The sequence below is a fragment of the Paracoccus versutus genome (assembly GCF_000763885.1).
GTDB classification, from domain to species: domain Bacteria; phylum Pseudomonadota; class Alphaproteobacteria; order Rhodobacterales; family Rhodobacteraceae; genus Paracoccus; species Paracoccus versutus.
The window spans coordinates 1-15,774 of record NZ_JRKO01000085.1; the positions used below are offsets into that span (position 1 = coordinate 1).

A 15,774-nucleotide genomic window follows, 5' to 3' on the forward strand; every position below is an offset into this window, starting at 1 on the left:
CCCCCAGCCCCCGCCCCGGTCTTCCGTGGACAAATATCCCCGCCGGAGGCAAGCAGCGGGGAAGGCACGGCAGGCGGCGCATTTGCGGCCTGGCCTCGAATTCGCTATGCCCGCCTGAGGAATTATGAGCCGGCGTCATGCGCGAACTTCCCCATCTCGTCTATCTCCAGGCCTTCGAGGCGGCGGCGCGGCATCTGAGCTTTACCCGCGCCGCGGACGAGCTGAACTGCACGCAGGCGGCCATCAGCCAGCGGGTGCGGGCGCTCGAGCAGTATTTCGGCCGCCCGCTGTTTCGGCGCCAGGCGAGCGGCCTGGAACTCAGCTCTGCCGGAAAGGCCTATCTGCCCGGCATCACCCAGGCCCTCGACATGGCTGAGGCGGCGACCAGGGGGCTGACGGGGCGCCGCGAACGGCAGGGCATCACCGTCTCGGCGCCGATCTCGTTTCTGAACCTGTGGATGGCGCCGCGGCTTGGCGAATTCCTGGCCGGCCATCCCGGCATCGCCGTGCAGCTGAACAGCTCGATCTGGACCGATCCGAACATCGACCTGGCGGATGTCAGCTTCGCCTTTGAAAAGCCGGAGCTGATCGCGCCCGAGGCGATCGTCCTGTGCAGCGAGCGGCTGGTCCTGGTCGGCGCCGGCCGGCATGCCGAATCCGCGGCGCGCAGCACCCCCTTGCAGGAGATCCCGCAGATCGAGATCCAGGGGAAATACTCGCTCTGGGACATATGGTCGGATGGGATGGGCCTGCGCCGGACACCCGGCCTGCCGCTGCTGCGGGTCGATACCGCCGTCTCGGCGCTGGAACTGGCCGCGGCCGGGGCGGGGCTGACGGTGCTTTATTCGACCTATGCCGAAAGGCTGCTGGCCGGCGGCAGCATCACCGCGCCGCTGGGGCCGGGCGTCGCCGTGCCGCATGTGCTGGCGATGAGCCGCAACCCGAAGCGCAAGGAAACCGGCGCGGTCCGCAGCTTCATGGAATGGGTGTCGGGCCATTTCTCCGGCGATCCTGCGGCCCGCTAGCCCGCCCGGTCCTTGCGCCGGCATTCGGGGTTTTTCGCATCACGCATGGCTGTTTTCCGCGCGCTCTGCCCGGCGCGCGGGCAGGGGCCGGCGTGCCGGGTTTCAGAATCCAGTTTGAACACCGAAACGCGATTTTCTTGCCTGCGAGGCGTCGGAATCATTTGACGTAGGGCATCCGATTTGCATACTGAATTTCAAGAATCGAATTTCCCGGCCTGGATCGCCGCGAAATTCAGTGGAAATTTCAGGAGCATATGATGGGAGACTGGGTAATCGGGGTCGATGTCGGCGGAACCTTCACCGATTTTTCGGCGCGGCGGTTGTCGACGGGGCAATCGGTCCTGCACAAGCGGCCTTCGACGCCGCATGATCCGTCCGAGGCGATCTTGAACGGGTTGCGGGAATTGCAGGACAAGGCCGGGATCGACGGCGAGGACATCGTCCGCTTCGCCCATGGCACCACGGTGGCGACCAACGCGCTGCTTCAGCGCAAGGGGCCGAAAACCGGCCTGGTGACGACCAAGGGCTTTCGCGACCTGCTGGAGATCGGCCGCCAGGTCCGCCCGGCCATCTACGACCTGCAGACCGACGCGCCGCCGCCCCTGGTCGAGCGCGAGCATCGCCTGGAGGTCTGCGAGCGGATCGGCCCCCGCGGCGAGGCGATCGTCGCGCTGACCGAGGCCGAGATCGATGCCATCATCGCGGAACTCGGCCCGATGAGCGACGTGGAATCGCTGGCCGTCTGCCTGATCTTCTCCTTCCTGAACCCGGAGCATGAAGAGAGGATCGCGGCGGCGCTGCGCCGGGCCTATCCCGACCTCTACGTCTCGATCTCGAGCGAGGTGCATCCCGAGTTCCGCGAATACGAGCGTTTCTCGACCACGGTCATCAACGCCTTCCTGCAACCCGAGGTCAGCCGCTACATGGACCGGCTGAGCGCGGCGATCCAGAAGACGGCGCCCAAGGCCGCCCTGGGCATCTTCCAGTCGGCGGGCGGGCTGATGTCGATCGAGCTGGCCTCGCGCTTTCCGGTGCGCACGGCGCTTTCCGGGCCGGCCGCGGGTGCGGTGGGTGCGGCGGCGGCCGCGGCCATGTCGGGGATCGAGGACATCATCACCCTGGACATCGGCGGAACCAGCACCGACGTCGCGCTGATCCAGGGCGGCAAGGTCGGCACCTCGAACCTGCGCGACATCGCGGGCTTCCGCATCCGCCTGCCGACGGTGGATATTCATACGGTCGGCGCGGGCGGCGGCTCGATCGCGCATCTGGGCGCCGACGGGCTGCTGAAGGTCGGCCCGATGAGCGCGGGGGCGGTGCCGGGCCCGGCCTGCTATGCGCGCGGCGGCGACAAGCCCACGGTCTCGGATGCGAACGTGGTTCTGGGCCGGCTGCCGGCGCGGCTGGCCGACGGCTTCAGGATCGACGCCGACCTGGCCAGGGCCGCCGTCGCCCGGATCAGCGAGCCGCTGGGCGTATCGCTGGAGAAGGCCGCGCATGGCATCGTCAGCGTCGCCGCCTCGAACATGGCGCGGGCCATCCGCGCGGTCTCGATCGAGAAGGGGCAGGATCCGCGCGACTATACGCTGATGTGCTTTGGCGGCGCGGGGGGCCTGCATGCCGCGGACGTGGCCGAGATCCTGGCCATGCGCCGCATCCTGGTCCCGCGCGCGCCGGGCATCCTGTGCGCCGAGGGGCTGATCGTCTCGGACCTGCAGGAGAACTACGTCACCACCTGCCGCTGCCCGCTGGACGGCGACCTGGCCGTCATCGCCGAGGCCATCGGCCGGCTGGGCGCGCAGGCCGAGGAATGGCTGGCCGCCGATGCCGAGGATGCCGCCCATGTCGTCAGCCGCAGCCAGACCGTCATCCTGGACCTGCGCTATATCGGGCAGAACTACGAATTGCCGGTCGAGCTGGGCACCAGCCGACACGCCCCCGCGCTGCCCCCGGTCGAAGAGCTGAAGCAGGCCTTTTTCCGCCAGCACGAGGCGGCCTATGGCCATTGCAACCCCGACGCCCCGGTCGAGGTGGTCAACGTCCGCATCCGGGCGACGATGGAATTCGCCAAGCAGGCGGTCGATGCGGCGCGCCCGGCGGGCGAGGCCAAGCCCGCCGCGACCGAGCAGATCTGGTTCGAGCAGACCGGCTTCGTGCCGACCCCGGTCTATGCCCGCGACGGGCTGGCCGAGGGCGTCGGCATCATCGGCCCGGCGCTCATCACCCAGTTCGACACCACGACGCTGGTGCCGCCCGGATGGACGCTTCGCATTGATGGCGCAATGAACATGATTATGGAACGCAACGATGACTAAACCCCTGTCGCTGGATCCGATCACCATCGAAATCAGCTGGAACAGCCTGCGGTCGATCGCCGACGAATGCTTCCTGACGCTGATGCGCAGCGCATTCTCGACCAATATCAAGGAGCGCCACGACCATTCGACCGCCATCGCCGACCGCAACGGCCGGCTGATCGTCCAGGCGGAAAACGCGCTGCCGATCCACCTGGCCTCGATGTCGGGACTGATCGGCCTGATCCTGGAGCAATATGCAGGCAGCCTGGCGCCGGGCGACATCTTCATCGCCAACGACCCGCATGTCGCGGGCGGCTCGCACCTGCCCGACATCAACATGGCGATGCCGATCTTCGACGGCGACCGGCTGCTGGGCTTCGTGGCCAATATCGTCCATCATGCCGACGTGGGCGGCGCCTCGGTCGGCTCGATGTCGGGCGGGCTGAACGAGATCTACAAGGAGGGGCTGCGCATCCCGATCCTGCGCCTGTTCCGCAAGGGCGAGCGCTGCGACGACATCATGCGCCTGCTGCTGCTGAACATGCGCCTGCCGGACGAGCGGCTGGGCGACCTGAACGCGCAGATCGCGGCGGTCAAGCTGGGCGTCAAGCGCATCGGCGAGATGGTGGCGCGGCATGGCGCCGACCACCTGACGGCCCTGTGCGACGAGATCGTCAGCCGCACCAACCAGCGGATGCGCAAGGCGATCGCCGGGGTGGCGGACGGCGAATACAGCTTTGCCGATGTCATGGACGACGACGGGCTGGGCACCGAGGACGTCAGGATCGCCCTGACCGTCAGGAAGGCGGGCGAGAAGGTGGTCTTCGACTTCACCGGCACCTCGCCGCAGGTTCCGGGCAATTTCAACATGACGCTGAACACCACGAAATCGGCGGTCTGCTATGCGCTCAAGGCGCTGCTGGACCCCGAGGTGCCGAACAACCAGGGCATCTTCGACGCGATCGAGATCCGGGCCGAGCCGGGCAGTTTCGTGAACTGCGCCCATCCCGCGGGCGTCGCCATGCGCGCCAATTCCTGCCAGCGCGTGGTGGACGTGGTGCTGGGCGCCTTTGCCGAGGCGCTGCCCGGCCGCGTCATCGGCGCGGCCAACGGCGCCAATACCAGCGCGGTCTTTGCCGGCACCGATCCGCAGACCGGCCATTCCTATGTCTACCTGGAAACGCTGGGCGGCGGCATGGGCGCGCGCGCGGCCAAGGACGGCAAGGACGGCGTCCAGGTCCATATCACCAACACCGCCAACCTGCCGGTCGAGGCGATCGAGCTGGAATACCCGCTGCGCGTCGAGGAATATTCGCTGATCACCGATTCCGGCGGCGCGGGCAAGCACCGCGGCGGCATGGGCATCCGCCGCGCCATCCGCCCCATCGGCCATCTTTGCGAGTTCAACGGCGTCGGCGACCGCTTCCGCCACCGGCCCTGGGGCATCTTCGGCGGCATGCCGGGCGCGACGGGCCAGTTCCGCCTGCGCAACGACGACGGCTCGTCCAGGGATCTGCCCTCGAAGATCACCGGCATCTTCGTCACCGACGAAACCGTGGTCGTCATCGAGACCCCCGGCGCCGGCGGCTATGGCGACCCGCGCGAGCGGACGCCCGAAGCGATCCGCGAGGATCTGGCCTCGGGCAAGTTCACCGCGGATTTCGTGGCCGCGCATTACGCGCCGCAAAAGGTCGCCTAGGGCCAGGGCCCGGCGCGGCCCGCAGTTCAACAGAGAGGAAAAACAAATGCAAAACAGAATCCTGAGCGCGGCATTTTCCCTGGTGGCCCTGTCGGGCGCCGCCTTGGCGCAAAGCCATTCCTGGGATCTTGCCAACGAATACGGCGAAAGCACCATCATGGGCCAGGCGGACAAGGTGTTCATCGAGGCGGTCCACGAAGCCTCGGGCGGGGACATCAAGATCACCGGCCATTACGGCGGCTCGATCGGCTACAAGTCGGTGGACCAGTTCGACGCGGTGGGCGACGGCGCGCTGGACATGGCCGATACCATCACCACCTCGCTGTCGGGCATCGAGCCGCTGTTCCTGCTGTCGTCCCTGCCCTTCGTCGCCAATACCAACGCCGATGCGAAGCTGCTTTGGGACGTCGCGCGCCCGCATTACGAGGCGGTGTTCGAAAAGCACAACCAGGTGCTGCTCTGGGCGACGCCCTGGCCGCCCTCGGGCATCTGGGCGCAGGCGCCGATCACCGCCGAGGGCGACATGGCCGGGCTGAAGATCCGCGGCTGGGATGCCAGCGGCGTGCGCACCCTGTCCAATGCCGGCTCGACCGCCGTCCAGATCAGCTGGGCCGACACCGTCCCGCAGCTTGCCGCGGGCAGCATCAACTCGGTGCTGACCTCGGCGGATGGCGGCGCCAGTTCCAAGTTCTGGGAGTTCCTCGATAACTTCACCGCGGTGAACTATTCGATGGCGCTGAACATGACGCATATGAACAAGGACATCTACGACAGCCTGACCCCGGAACAGCAGGCCATCATCCGCGATGCCGCCGAAAAGGCCAGCGATGCGGCCTGGGCCGACCTGGAAAAGCGCGTGGCGCAGAATTTCGAGGAGATGCGCGCCAACGGCGTCGCCATCACCACCGACGTGCCGCCCGAATTCCTGGAGTTCCTGCGCCAGTCCGGCCAGGAGGTCTATGACGAATGGCTGAAGGCCGTCGGCCCCGTCGGCCAGCAGATCCTGGACGAATACGCCGCGAAGCGCGGTTCGTGACCCGGCAGGGCGCGCAGGGATTGCGCGCCCCCATCGCAATCATCATGAGGTCGGAAACATGCTTTCGCGTGCGGTCATTCGCATATCGGAAATCTGCTCGGGTGCCGGGATAGCGGTTTCGGCCGCGCTTCTGGTCTATATCGTCGTCCACATCATCCTTGAAATCATCCTGCGCAACTTCTTCGCCAGCTCGACCAACTCGATGGGCGAATATGTCGGCTATGCGACCGGGGCGATGGCCTTCCTGGCGATGGGCCACACCTTCATGAGCCGCAAGCACGTGCGCGTCAGCCTGCTGCGCCGCTTCCTGCGCGGCCGGGCCGCCATCGCGGTCGAATTGTTCTGCGTCGCGACGACCTTCGCGATGTTCGCCTTCATGGCCCGCTATATCTGGCTGATCCTGGTGCGCGACTTCCTGCGCGGCTCGGTCAGCCCCGGCCTGACGGCGACGCCGACCTGGTATATCGCCGCGGCGATCTTCGCCGGGCTGGTCATCTTCCTGATCCAGCTGGTCGCATCCGCGCTCGACACCGTGATCCACGGCGTCCCCGAAGAGCATATCGAGGGAGAATGAACCAATGGAATCCCTGATCGTCGCCTTCGGCGTCCTTGCCCTCGTCATCTTTTTCCTGGGGATCGGCGTCTGGGTCTTTGCCGGGCTGCTTGTCGTCAGCACCCTGGGCCTGGCGCTGTTCATCGACATGCCCGTCCACCGCATCGGCACCATCCTGGCGCCGCTGGTCATCCGCAGCTCGACCGCATGGGAGCTGTCGGCCATCCCGATGTTCATCTGGATGGGAGAGATCATCCTGCGCACCGACGTCTCGACCCGGCTGTTCCGCGGGCTGTCGCCGCTGACCTATTACCTGCCCGGCCGGATGCTGCACACCAACATCTTCGGCTCGGCCGTCTTTGCCGCCATCTGCGGCTCGAGCGCGGCGACCACCGCCACGGTCGGCAAGATCACCATCCCCGAGCTGAAGAAACGCGGCTATTCCAGCGCGCTTTCCTATGGCTCGCTGGCCGGGGCGGGCAGCCTGGGCCTGCTGATCCCGCCCTCGATCATGATGATCGTCTATGGCGTGCTGGCCGAGGTCTCGATCTCGCGGCTGTTCGCGGCGGGGCTGATCCCCGGCCTGATGATCGCCGGGATCTATTCGGTCTATGTCATCATCTACAGCCTGATCCGGCCGGCGGTGGCGCCCGCCGACACCACCGCCCCGACCTTGCGCGAGATGCTGGTCGGCATCGCCAACCTGGCCCCGATCGGCATCCTGATCGGCGTGGTGCTGGGCGCGATCTATTCCGGCCTGGCCACGCCTTCGGAAACGGCGGCGATCGGGGTGGCGGTGACGCTGGTCTATGCGGCCTGCACCTGGCAGCTGTCGTGGGGGACGTTCATCGCCAGCCTCAAGGCTTCGGTCCATACCAGCTGCATGATCTCGGCCATCATGATCGGCGCGGCCTTCATGTCCACCGCCATGGGCTTCATGCACGTGCCCCACAACATCGCCGCGGTGATCGACGGGCTGGCGCTGTCGCCCTATCAGCTGATCTTCATCCTGGTGCTGTTCTACCTGCTGCTGGGCATGTTCCTGGAAGGCATCTCGATGATGGTGATGAGCCTGCCGATCACGCTGCCGCTGATCCTGGCGGCGGGCTTCGACCCGATCTGGTTCGGCATCTTCCTGATCCTGATGGCGGAACTGGCGCAGATCACCCCGCCGGTGGGCTTCAACCTGTTCATCCTCCAGGATCTGGCCAAGGCCTCCATCGCGCGGATCATCGTCGCCTGCGTGCCGTTCTTCTTCCTGATGTGCTTCGGTGTGGTCCTGATCACCGTCTTCCCCGAGATCGTGCTGTGGCTGCCCGACTACCTGTTCCAGAAATGAGGCGAGGCAAGGAAATGGGACGACTGGAGAACAAGGTCTGCGTGGTGACGGGCGCGGCATCGGGCATCGGCCGGGAAACCGCGCTTGCCTATCTGCGCGAGGGGGCAAGGGTCCATGCGCTCGACCGCGACGAACGGGGGCTGGCGGAACTGGCGGCCCGGCACCCCGGCCTGCGCGTCGCCCGCATCGACGTCACCGATGCGGCGGCAGTCGAGGCCTTCCACGCCGGGCTGGAGCGGCTGGACGTGCAGGTCAACTGCGCCGGCATGGTCGCGGTCGGCAACCTGCAAGCCTGCACGGCCGAGGATTGGCAAAGGTCACTTGACCTGAACGCGACCTCGGTCTTTCTGATGATGCGGGCGGCGGTCGGGCGGATGGTGCCGAAAAAGGGCGGCAGCATCATCAACGTCGCCTCGGTCATCTCGTCCATCGGGGCGGCGCCGGACCGCTTTGCCTATGGCGCGACCAAGGCGGCGGTGATCGGCATGACCAAATCGGTCGCCCGCGACTATGCCTCGGCCAATATCCGCTGCAACGTCATCTGCCCCTCGGCCGTCGAGACGCCCTCGATGACCGCGCGGATCGAGGCCATGCCCGACAGTGCCGCCGCGCGCCGCGACTTTGCCGCCCGCCAGCCGCTGGGCCGCATGGGAACCCCGGCCGAGATCGCGGAACTGGCGGTCTATCTTGCCTCGGACCTGTCGGGGTTCATGACCGGCAGCCAGCTGGTGATCGACGGGGGTGCGAAGCTGTGACGGAAACCGCACCCCTGCGCGCGGCGATCGTGGGCCTGGGCCGCTGGGGCCAGAACCTGGTCCGGGCCAATGCCGGCAATCCAGCCTCTGCCCTGCGCTTTACCCATGCCGCCACCCGTTCGCCCGCCAAGGCCCAGGATTTCTGCCGCGACCAGGGGCTGGCGCTGCTGCCAGGCCTGGACGCGCTGCTGCAAGAGGGCAGGGTCGATGCCGTCGTCCTGGCCACGCCGCACAGCCAGCACGGCGTGCAGATCCGCCGGGCGGCGCAGGCGGGCAAGCATGTCTTCGTGGAAAAGCCGCTGACCCTGGAGCTGGCCGAGGCCGAGGCGGCGCTGGCCGCCGCACAGGCGGCGGGCGTCGCGCTGTGCGTGGGGTTCAACCGCCGCTTCCTGCCGGCCTTCCAGGCGCTTGCGGGACAGCTTGCAGCGGGTGCGCTGGGGCGGGCCCTGCATGTCGAGGGCGCGTTTTCCGGCGATTTCGGCTATCACTATAGCGACCAGATGTGGCGCGGCGACGACCGGGAAAACCCGGCGGGCGGCATGGCAGCGATGGGCATCCACGTCCTCGATGCGATGATCGCGCTGCTGGGGCCGGTGCGGCGGGTCTCGGCCATCAGCCGCCGCGCCGCGGTTTCGGCGCAGCTGAAGGACGTGACCAGCGTGATGCTGGATTTCGAATCGGGCGCGACCGGCAGCCTTTCGACGCTGATGGCGACCGCCGGCTTCTGGCGGCTGCACGTCTTTGGCTCGCAGGGCTGGGCGCAGATGCCGGACCAGGCCACCCTGATCACCTCGGACCTGTCGGGCCGGCAGGAGCGGCGGGCCTTCGATCCCTGCGACAGCCTGGCGCAGGAACTCGACGCCTTCGCCCGCAAGGCCCGGTCGGACCGGCCCTATCCGGTCTCGCCTCTCCAGGCGCTGCAGGGCGTGGCGGCCATGGAGGCCATCGCGATTTCCGCCGCGGCCGATGCGGAGTGGACGCAGGTCGCGCGCCCGGCTACATCCATATCGGATGCCACGGCCTGACGCGCCTGGGCCGCGGCCATTGAAAGAGAGCGCATTTCGGGATGACGATGAACAGATCCGTGGATGAACGGGACGGCCAGAAAGTCGCCAGGAAGATCCGGGAGGCCATCCTGAGGCTTGAACTGCGGCCGGGGCTGGTGCTGGACGAGGCCGACCTTGCCGAGCAGATGGAGGTGTCGCGCACGCCGGTGCGCGAGGCCATCATCCAGCTGATCTCGGACGGGCTGGTCCAGCGCCACGGCCGCAAGGCCATCGTCGCGACGATGGATTTCGACGAGGTGCCCAAGCTTTACGACGCGCTGCTGGTGTCGAGCCGGCTGATCCATCGCCTGGCGGCCGAACACCGCACCGACGACGACCTGGCCGCGATCAAAAAGACCATGCTGGCCTTTGAGCGCAGCAAGGACGTGTCGAACGGCGTCGAGCGGTCCGAGGCGAACCTGCAATTCCACCTGGCGATCTCGCGCGCGGCGCATAACCGCTATTTCTCGGCCTTCTACGACAATGCGCTGCTGGGCACCATTCGCCTGGCGCGCGCCTGCTTTGCCCAGGTCAGCACGGTGGAATACCTGAACCCGACCACCAAGGAAGAGCTGGCGGCGCATCTGGCGGAAACCGAGCGCCAGCACCGCGCCCTGTATGCCGCGATCCAGGCTTGCGACATCGAGCTGGCCGACCGGCTTGCGGTGGACCATTACGTCCTGACCCGCAACCGCGTCGAGAAGGTGCTGTTCCGCATCGACCCCGCCGTGGAGGGCCTGGACCTGACGGCCGGGCTGTCCTGAGCGCGCGGTTCAGGCAAGCAGCAGGGCCAGGCCGCGGAGGAAGGCCCAGATCACGCCCCAGATGAGCGCGAAGGCCAGGACCGCAAGCAGGCTGCCGGCGATGATCCACAGCCCGTCCCGCTCCAGCACGCCAAGCGCGAGGATGGCGATGGCCAGCGCCGGCAGCATGTTGCCCAGCGGGATCGGCAGCAGCAGCACGACCGACAGCCCCAGGCACAGCCCGCCCGCCAGCCGCACCGCCAGCGGCGCGGACAGCGGCGGGATGCGGGGCGAGAGCAGCCTTTCCGCCCGGACCAGAAAGGGCGCGCTGCGCGACAGGATCGCCGCGAATTCCGTGCGCGGCAGCGATCGCTGGGCGATGAAGCGCGGCAGCCAGGGCCGCTGGCCCAGCATCATCTGGAAGGACAGATAGACCAGCGGCAGGCCCAGGATGCCCGAGGTGCCCGGCGGCATGGGCAGGATGTTGGGAAAGGCGAAAAGCAGCAGCAGCCCCGCCGTCGCCCGCCCCTCGAGCAGGACCAGCAGGTCGGTGACGCTGATCCGGTCGCGGCCGGCGTCGCCGGCGATCCGGGTCAGCACGTCCGAAAGATGCTGGCGCCGCCGGGGCGGGCCGTGCCCCGGCCGCGGGCCTCGGTCCCCTGCCGCCGGACCGGGATCGCCGGTGGGCGGGCTTTCGCCTGGCGCAGGCATTCTGTCTCCTGACGGTTGCCGCGGTTCGGTGGTTCTATCTTGGGTCGGGGGGCCGGGGTTTCAAGGCGGAAATGCCTTTCGTCCGCTTGCCAGGCGGCTTCCCGAGGCGCGCGGCGGCCTGGGGTTGCCGCCTTGGCGTTCGGGTATTTGGGCAACAGAGAAGATGCGGGTGCCCGCGCCCTTCAGCCCGGCAGGGCGGCCAGTTCATGCGCCCAGGGCGGGTTGGCGCCGGGACGCGAGACGGTGATCGCCGCCGCGCGGGTGCCGAGCGCCAGCGCCTGGGCGATGGATTCCGGCGCCAGCGCCTCCAGCCCCTTGCGCGTCAGCACGCCGGCGCGGTCCAGCGCGGCCAGCACCCCGGCGTTGAAGGTGTCGCCGGCGCCGATGGTGTCGGCGACCTCGACCCGGACCGCCTGGGCGGCCAGCGGCGCGCCCGACCAATGCGCCCGCGCCCCGGCCGAGCCGCCGGTCTGGAAGACCACCCGCGGCCCGCGGGAAAGGATGGCGGCGGCCGCTTCCTCGAAGCTTGCGCCGGGCATCAGCCATTCCAGGTCGTCGCCCGAAAGCTTGACCAGGTCGGCCATGGCGATGAGCCGGTCGAGCCGGGCGCGATAGGCCGCCTCGTCGGCGATGAAGAAGGGGCGGATGTTCGGGTCCAGCATCACCGGGATGCGGTGGCGGACGCGTTCCGCCAGCGCCTCGACGGCGGCGCCGCAGGGGTCGGGCACCAGGCTGATGCCGCCGATGAACAGCGCCGAGACCGTATCGGGGATCTCGGGCAGGTCATCGGGGGCGAACATGCGTCCGGCCGAGCCCTCGTCGTAGAAGGAATAGCGCGCCTCGCCCCCGGTCAGGGTCACGAAGGCCAGCGTGGTCAGCCGGTCGCTGCGCGGGCAAAGCCCGGTATCCACCCCGGCCTCGGCCAGCGGGCGCAGCAGCATCTCGCCGAAGCTGTCGCGCGAGATCGGCCAGAGATAGCCCGTGTCGATGCCCATGCGGCCAAGCGCGATGGCGGTGTTATAGACCGCGCCCCCCGGCAGGGGACGGTAGCCGGCGCCCTCGGGCACCATGTCGATCAGCGATTCCCCGGCGCAAAGGATCATAGCCTCTCCCTTCCTTCGTCAGCCCGCTCCTGCCTCCTGATAGCGGTAACTGCCGGCGATGGAAATATCCTGCGTGACCGGCGCCGCGCCGAGGCGGATGAAACCGCCCCGCTCGTTCAGCCATAGCGCGGCGAGCAGCAGGGCCAGCGCCAGCAGGACGGCGAAGGCGATCTTCCAGGCCGACCAGGGCCGTTCGCCCTGCACCCGGCCGGACTGGCCGTTGACGACGAAGCGGTAGCTCTTGCCGTTGTAGCGATAGGCGGCGGTCCAGACCGGCAGCAGGATATGCTTGAAGGTTTCGTCGCCGTAGCGGGTCTCGATGCCGGTGATACGCTGTTCGTTGCCGCCGATGGCGCGGCGCACGTCCATGGCGATGACCCCGGCCATTTCCTGCCGGGCGATGTCATGGCCCGAGCCGAGCGGGATCGTATAGCCCTCGGCCAGGAAGCCGGCGAGGTATTCGGGCTGGTAGGGCACCAGGTGCGACAGATCCCAGGGCGTCAGCGCATCGGTGATCCGGCGCGGCAGCGAGCCTGAGGCCAAGACCAGCACGTCGTCGAAATTCCGCGCCACCTGGCCCGAGACCGGGGTCCAGCGCGTCTTGCGCACCTGCCGGGCCACGCGCTGCTGGCGGCCGTCCACCATTTGCGTGACGTAGACGGTTTCGTAATACCAGTCGCCGCGCGCGCCGCTGTAGCGCGAGGCGGTGTCGGCGTCGAAGGTCCAGAAGGGCGAATAGACCCCGCTCATCTTCTTGCCGCGTCGGGCATAGGCGGTCAGGCCCGAGGGGGCGAACCAGAGCCCGCGCAGCCAGTCCTCGAGCGCGGTCTTGGCCTGCGCCTCGGTGATGACGAAGGGCAGCAGGCCCTGCGGCTTGATCAGGCGGGTGGTGCCGGTGTCGGTCACGACGGCCGTGGCGCAGAACGGGCAGGCCGAGGCGTGGCGGTCGCTGGTGATTTCCACCTTGGCGCCGCAGTTCGGGCAGGAGAGGGTGCGCACCGTCTCGGTCAGGTCGCTGTGCTGGTCGAGGGTGAGCCCGTGTTCCAGCGGCAGTTCCTGCAATTGCGGCGCCTTGTGCCCGCCGTCCCATTGCAGCGCCCGCCCGGTGGCGGGGTCGAGCAGGATGGCGCTTTCGCCCCATGGCCCCTGTTGCGCCTGGCGGGCGGGCGCGCGGGCGGGGCCGGGGCCGATATGCTGCTTATGCCCGCAATAGGGGCAGACCAGCCCCTGCTGGCCGGGCGAGAATTCCAGGCTCGCGCCGCAATTCTCGCAAGGATAGCGGTATTCCGAGGGGGGTGTCGGCATCTCAGCCCTTGGGCAGCGGCGGGGGCGGGGGCGGCGGCGCGACGGTGAAGAGCTGGGCGAGTTCGGCGACCTCCTCGGCCGGTTTCCAGCCGTCCTGGCCGGGGGTCCAGACCAGCGTCTCGCGGGTGAAGGCCCCCTCGCGCACCAGGCGGCCGAGATGGGCGCGGCCATAGGGGCCGTCGGCCTGGCCGTTCACGGCGATGTGCCAGACCGTCTCGGGGTGGTGCAGCGGCGGTGGGGTTTGCGGGGCCTGTTGGGGCGCCTGCTGCTGCTGCGGCACGGCGCCCCAGGGGCCGCGCTGCGCCATGGCGGCGCCCAGCCCCGCGCCCATGCCGGCACCCAGGCCGGCGCCGATGCCCGCGCCCATGCCGCCCGCCTGGTTCGAGGCGTTCAGCATCGCCTCGGACGCGGCATATTGGCCAAAGCGGTTCAGGTCGCCGACGATGCCCATCGAGGTGCGCTTGTCGAGCATCCGTTCCACCTCGTCGGGCAGGCTGATGTTCTCGATGTAGAATTCCGGGATGGTCAGGCCATAGGCGGCGACGGTCGGGCTGATCGCCTTGGCGACCATCTGGCCCAGGTCGCCCGTGTTCGCCGCCATGTCGAGGACCGGGATGCCCGAGCCGGCGATCATGCGCGAAAACTCCTGCACGATGATGTTGCGCAGCTGGAAGCTGATCTCGTCGCGGGTGAATTCGCCGTCGGTGCCGACGATCTCGGTCATGAAGCGGCCGGGGTCGGTCACGCGCATGGAATAGGTGCCGAAGGCGCGGATGCGCACCGGGCCGAATTCCGGGTCGCGCGCGATCACCGGGTTCTTGGTGCCCCATTTCAGGTCGTTGAAGCGGGTGGTGTTGACGAAATAGACCTCGGACTTGAACGGGCTGCGAAAGCCGTGGTCCCAGTGCTGCAGCCGGGTCAGGACCGGCAGGTTGTTGGTCTCCAGCATGTAGAGGCCGGGCTGGAACACGTCGGCCAGCTGGCCTTCATGGATGAAGACGGCGGCCTGGCCCTCGCGCACGGTCAGCTTGGCGCCGTATTTGATCGCCTTGCCGACGGTCGGGTAGCGATAGACCATGGTGTCGCGCGAGTCGTCGGTCCATTCGATGATCTCGATGAACTCGCCGCCGAGGATGTCGAAGATGCTCATGGGGGCTGCCTTTCGCTCTGCGGGACGCTTGCCCGCGATAGTGACCCGCAGCCGCCCGGCGTCAAGCCCCCGGACGGCGGCTCATGCTTCGGTCTCCAGCAATTCGCGGGCGATCTGCAGCACGATGGGGCGGGCCTCGGCCTCGGTCATGCCGGGACGCAGCCGGGCGTCGTAGAGGATCTGCAGCAGCAGCTCGTCATGCCGGGTCAGGTAGGCGAATTCCTCGTTGTCGTTGAAGATCGAGGGCCGCGCGCGCGGGCTGTCATTGGCCAGCCCCATGCCCTGGGCCAGTTCCTCGTGGATGCAGGAGCGGCGCAGGCGCGGCGGCAGTTCCGCCCGGATCAGCGCCACCGCCTGGGCATAGACCGGGGAATTGCCGTTGGAATAGGCAAAGACCGTGCAATAGTTCTGCGGCGCCAGGTCGCGCAGCGCGGCGATGTCGCCGGGCGGGATGCCGGGCACCAGCGCGGCTAGGCGCGGGCCGACGGCGCGGCGTTCGTCCTCGTTCAGGATCAGCACGGCGACATTGCCGGCGCCGCCCGTCACCGCGACCGGATGGCCGCTGATGCCGGCAAGCCGGGCGGCGAAGCCCGCGATCTCGGCGCGGTCGCGGGCGCGCTGGTCGGGGGCGACCGAATCGCCGAATTCCAGCCGCAGCAGCACCGGCTGCTGCCAGCGCCGCAGCGGCGCCGGCGTGGGGCGCGAGACCAGCTTGCCGCCCTCGCGCACATATTCATCGTAGAGCGCGACCTCGATGAAGGTGTCGGTCAGCTTTTCCGGGGTCAGCGCGATTTCGTCGCCGCTGTCGATGCGCAGCCGGCCGCGGGCGATCAGCGCCTGCTCGACGCCGGCGAGGTAGTCGCGCATGTTGCGGCTGGCGGGCGAGGCGGCGGCGGCCTCGGCGCGGGCGGTGGCGGCACGGGCGCTTTCGGCGCGTTCCCGGCGCAGGGCCGCCTGGTCGACCGGCGGGTCGGGACGTTCGGGCGGCGGCGGGGCCTCGACCGGGGTGGGC

At 68.5% G+C, this 15,774-nt stretch carries 14 protein-coding genes; 9 read left to right on the top strand and 5 right to left on the bottom strand.

What is annotated here, in order from left to right:
• Positions 1–137: 137 nt before the first annotated feature.
• The 9 genes from IT40_RS24145 to IT40_RS24185 all read left to right on the top strand — a co-directional run bounded on the left by IT40_RS24145 (position 138) and on the right by IT40_RS24185 (position 10,514).
• Positions 138–1,025 carry a LysR family transcriptional regulator gene (locus IT40_RS24145; RefSeq protein ID WP_052096272.1) on the top strand — a complete coding sequence of 296 codons (888 nt, stop codon included), beginning with the start codon at positions 138–140 and terminating at the stop codon, positions 1,023–1,025.
• A 257-nt stretch (positions 1,026–1,282) separates the two neighbouring features.
• The gene (locus IT40_RS24150; protein ID WP_036760524.1) at positions 1,283–3,340 is read left to right on the top strand and encodes a hydantoinase/oxoprolinase family protein; all 2,058 of its coding nucleotides are present in this window, start codon (positions 1,283–1,285) and stop codon (positions 3,338–3,340) included.
• Entirely contained in the window at positions 3,333–5,021 is a 1,689-nt protein-coding gene (locus IT40_RS24155; protein ID WP_036760503.1) for a hydantoinase B/oxoprolinase family protein, read from the top strand. Before IT40_RS24150 ends, IT40_RS24155 begins: the two co-directional genes overlap by 8 nt.
• A gap of 46 nt (positions 5,022–5,067) precedes the next feature.
• Positions 5,068–6,057 carry a TRAP transporter substrate-binding protein gene (locus tag IT40_RS24160; RefSeq protein ID WP_036760506.1) on the top strand — a complete coding sequence of 330 codons (990 nt, stop codon included), beginning with the start codon at positions 5,068–5,070 and terminating at the stop codon, positions 6,055–6,057.
• Positions 6,058–6,115: 58 nt separating this feature from the next.
• A complete protein-coding gene (locus IT40_RS24165) occupies positions 6,116–6,631 on the top strand; it encodes a TRAP transporter small permease subunit (protein ID WP_052096274.1) in 516 nt (171 codons plus the stop codon).
• A 4-nt stretch (positions 6,632–6,635) separates the two neighbouring features.
• A complete protein-coding gene (locus tag IT40_RS24170; protein ID WP_036760509.1) occupies positions 6,636–7,949 on the top strand; it encodes a TRAP transporter large permease in 1,314 nt (437 codons plus the stop codon).
• Positions 7,950–7,963: 14 nt separating this feature from the next.
• Positions 7,964–8,704, top strand: coding sequence for an SDR family oxidoreductase (locus tag IT40_RS24175; RefSeq protein ID WP_036760511.1), 741 nt, complete (start codon positions 7,964–7,966; stop codon positions 8,702–8,704).
• The gene (locus IT40_RS24180; protein WP_052096275.1) at positions 8,701–9,729 is read left to right on the top strand and encodes a Gfo/Idh/MocA family protein; all 1,029 of its coding nucleotides are present in this window, start codon (positions 8,701–8,703) and stop codon (positions 9,727–9,729) included. The genes IT40_RS24175 and IT40_RS24180 overlap by 4 nt, the downstream gene beginning before the upstream one ends.
• Before the next feature lie 47 nt (positions 9,730–9,776).
• On the top strand, positions 9,777–10,514 hold the full coding sequence (locus tag IT40_RS24185; RefSeq protein ID WP_166436137.1) for a GntR family transcriptional regulator: 738 nt from the start codon (positions 9,777–9,779) through the stop codon (positions 10,512–10,514).
• A gap of 9 nt (positions 10,515–10,523) precedes the next feature.
• Here the strand turns inward: IT40_RS24185 and IT40_RS24190 are convergent, their stop codons facing one another.
• The 5 genes from IT40_RS24190 to IT40_RS24210 form a co-directional block, all read right to left on the bottom strand.
• Positions 10,524–11,204, bottom strand: a complete 681-nt coding sequence (locus IT40_RS24190) for an exopolysaccharide biosynthesis protein (RefSeq protein ID WP_084197434.1) — start codon at positions 11,202–11,204, stop codon at positions 10,524–10,526.
• A 182-nt stretch (positions 11,205–11,386) separates the two neighbouring features.
• Positions 11,387–12,307 (bottom strand): carbohydrate kinase family protein, encoded by a 921-nt coding sequence (locus tag IT40_RS24195; RefSeq protein WP_036760516.1) that lies wholly within the window; start codon positions 12,305–12,307, stop codon positions 11,387–11,389.
• An 18-nt stretch (positions 12,308–12,325) separates the two neighbouring features.
• On the bottom strand, positions 12,326–13,612 hold the full coding sequence (locus tag IT40_RS24200) for a TFIIB-type zinc ribbon-containing protein (RefSeq protein ID WP_036760518.1): 1,287 nt from the start codon (positions 13,610–13,612) through the stop codon (positions 12,326–12,328).
• A gap of 1 nt (position 13,613) precedes the next feature.
• The gene (locus IT40_RS24205; protein WP_036760520.1) at positions 13,614–14,762 is read right to left on the bottom strand and encodes an SPFH domain-containing protein; all 1,149 of its coding nucleotides are present in this window, start codon (positions 14,760–14,762) and stop codon (positions 13,614–13,616) included.
• 81 nt (positions 14,763–14,843) lie between these two features.
• Positions 14,844–15,774 (bottom strand): DUF2927 domain-containing protein (locus IT40_RS24210; RefSeq protein WP_052096277.1); only part of this gene is annotated, 931 nt, incomplete at its 5' end.

Coding starts and splice junctions, on each gene's coding strand:
- IT40_RS24195 (WP_036760516.1), bottom strand. CDS start 12,307: ATGATCCTTTGCGCCGGGGAATCGCTGATCGACATGGTGCCCGAGGGC.
- IT40_RS24160 (WP_036760506.1), top strand. CDS start 5,068: ATGCAAAACAGAATCCTGAGCGCGGCATTTTCCCTGGTGGCCCTGTCG.
- IT40_RS24200 (WP_036760518.1), bottom strand. CDS start 13,612: ATGCCGACACCCCCCTCGGAATACCGCTATCCTTGCGAGAATTGCGGC.
- IT40_RS24205 (WP_036760520.1), bottom strand. CDS start 14,762: ATGAGCATCTTCGACATCCTCGGCGGCGAGTTCATCGAGATCATCGAA.
- IT40_RS24190 (WP_084197434.1), bottom strand. CDS start 11,204: ATGCCTGCGCCAGGCGAAAGCCCGCCCACCGGCGATCCCGGTCCGGCG.
- IT40_RS24150 (WP_036760524.1), top strand. CDS start 1,283: ATGGGAGACTGGGTAATCGGGGTCGATGTCGGCGGAACCTTCACCGAT.
- IT40_RS24165 (WP_052096274.1), top strand. CDS start 6,116: ATGCTTTCGCGTGCGGTCATTCGCATATCGGAAATCTGCTCGGGTGCC.
- IT40_RS24145 (WP_052096272.1), top strand. CDS start 138: ATGCGCGAACTTCCCCATCTCGTCTATCTCCAGGCCTTCGAGGCGGCG.
- IT40_RS24185 (WP_166436137.1), top strand. CDS start 9,777: ATGAACAGATCCGTGGATGAACGGGACGGCCAGAAAGTCGCCAGGAAG.
- IT40_RS24175 (WP_036760511.1), top strand. CDS start 7,964: ATGGGACGACTGGAGAACAAGGTCTGCGTGGTGACGGGCGCGGCATCG.
- IT40_RS24155 (WP_036760503.1), top strand. CDS start 3,333: ATGACTAAACCCCTGTCGCTGGATCCGATCACCATCGAAATCAGCTGG.
- IT40_RS24170 (WP_036760509.1), top strand. CDS start 6,636: ATGGAATCCCTGATCGTCGCCTTCGGCGTCCTTGCCCTCGTCATCTTT.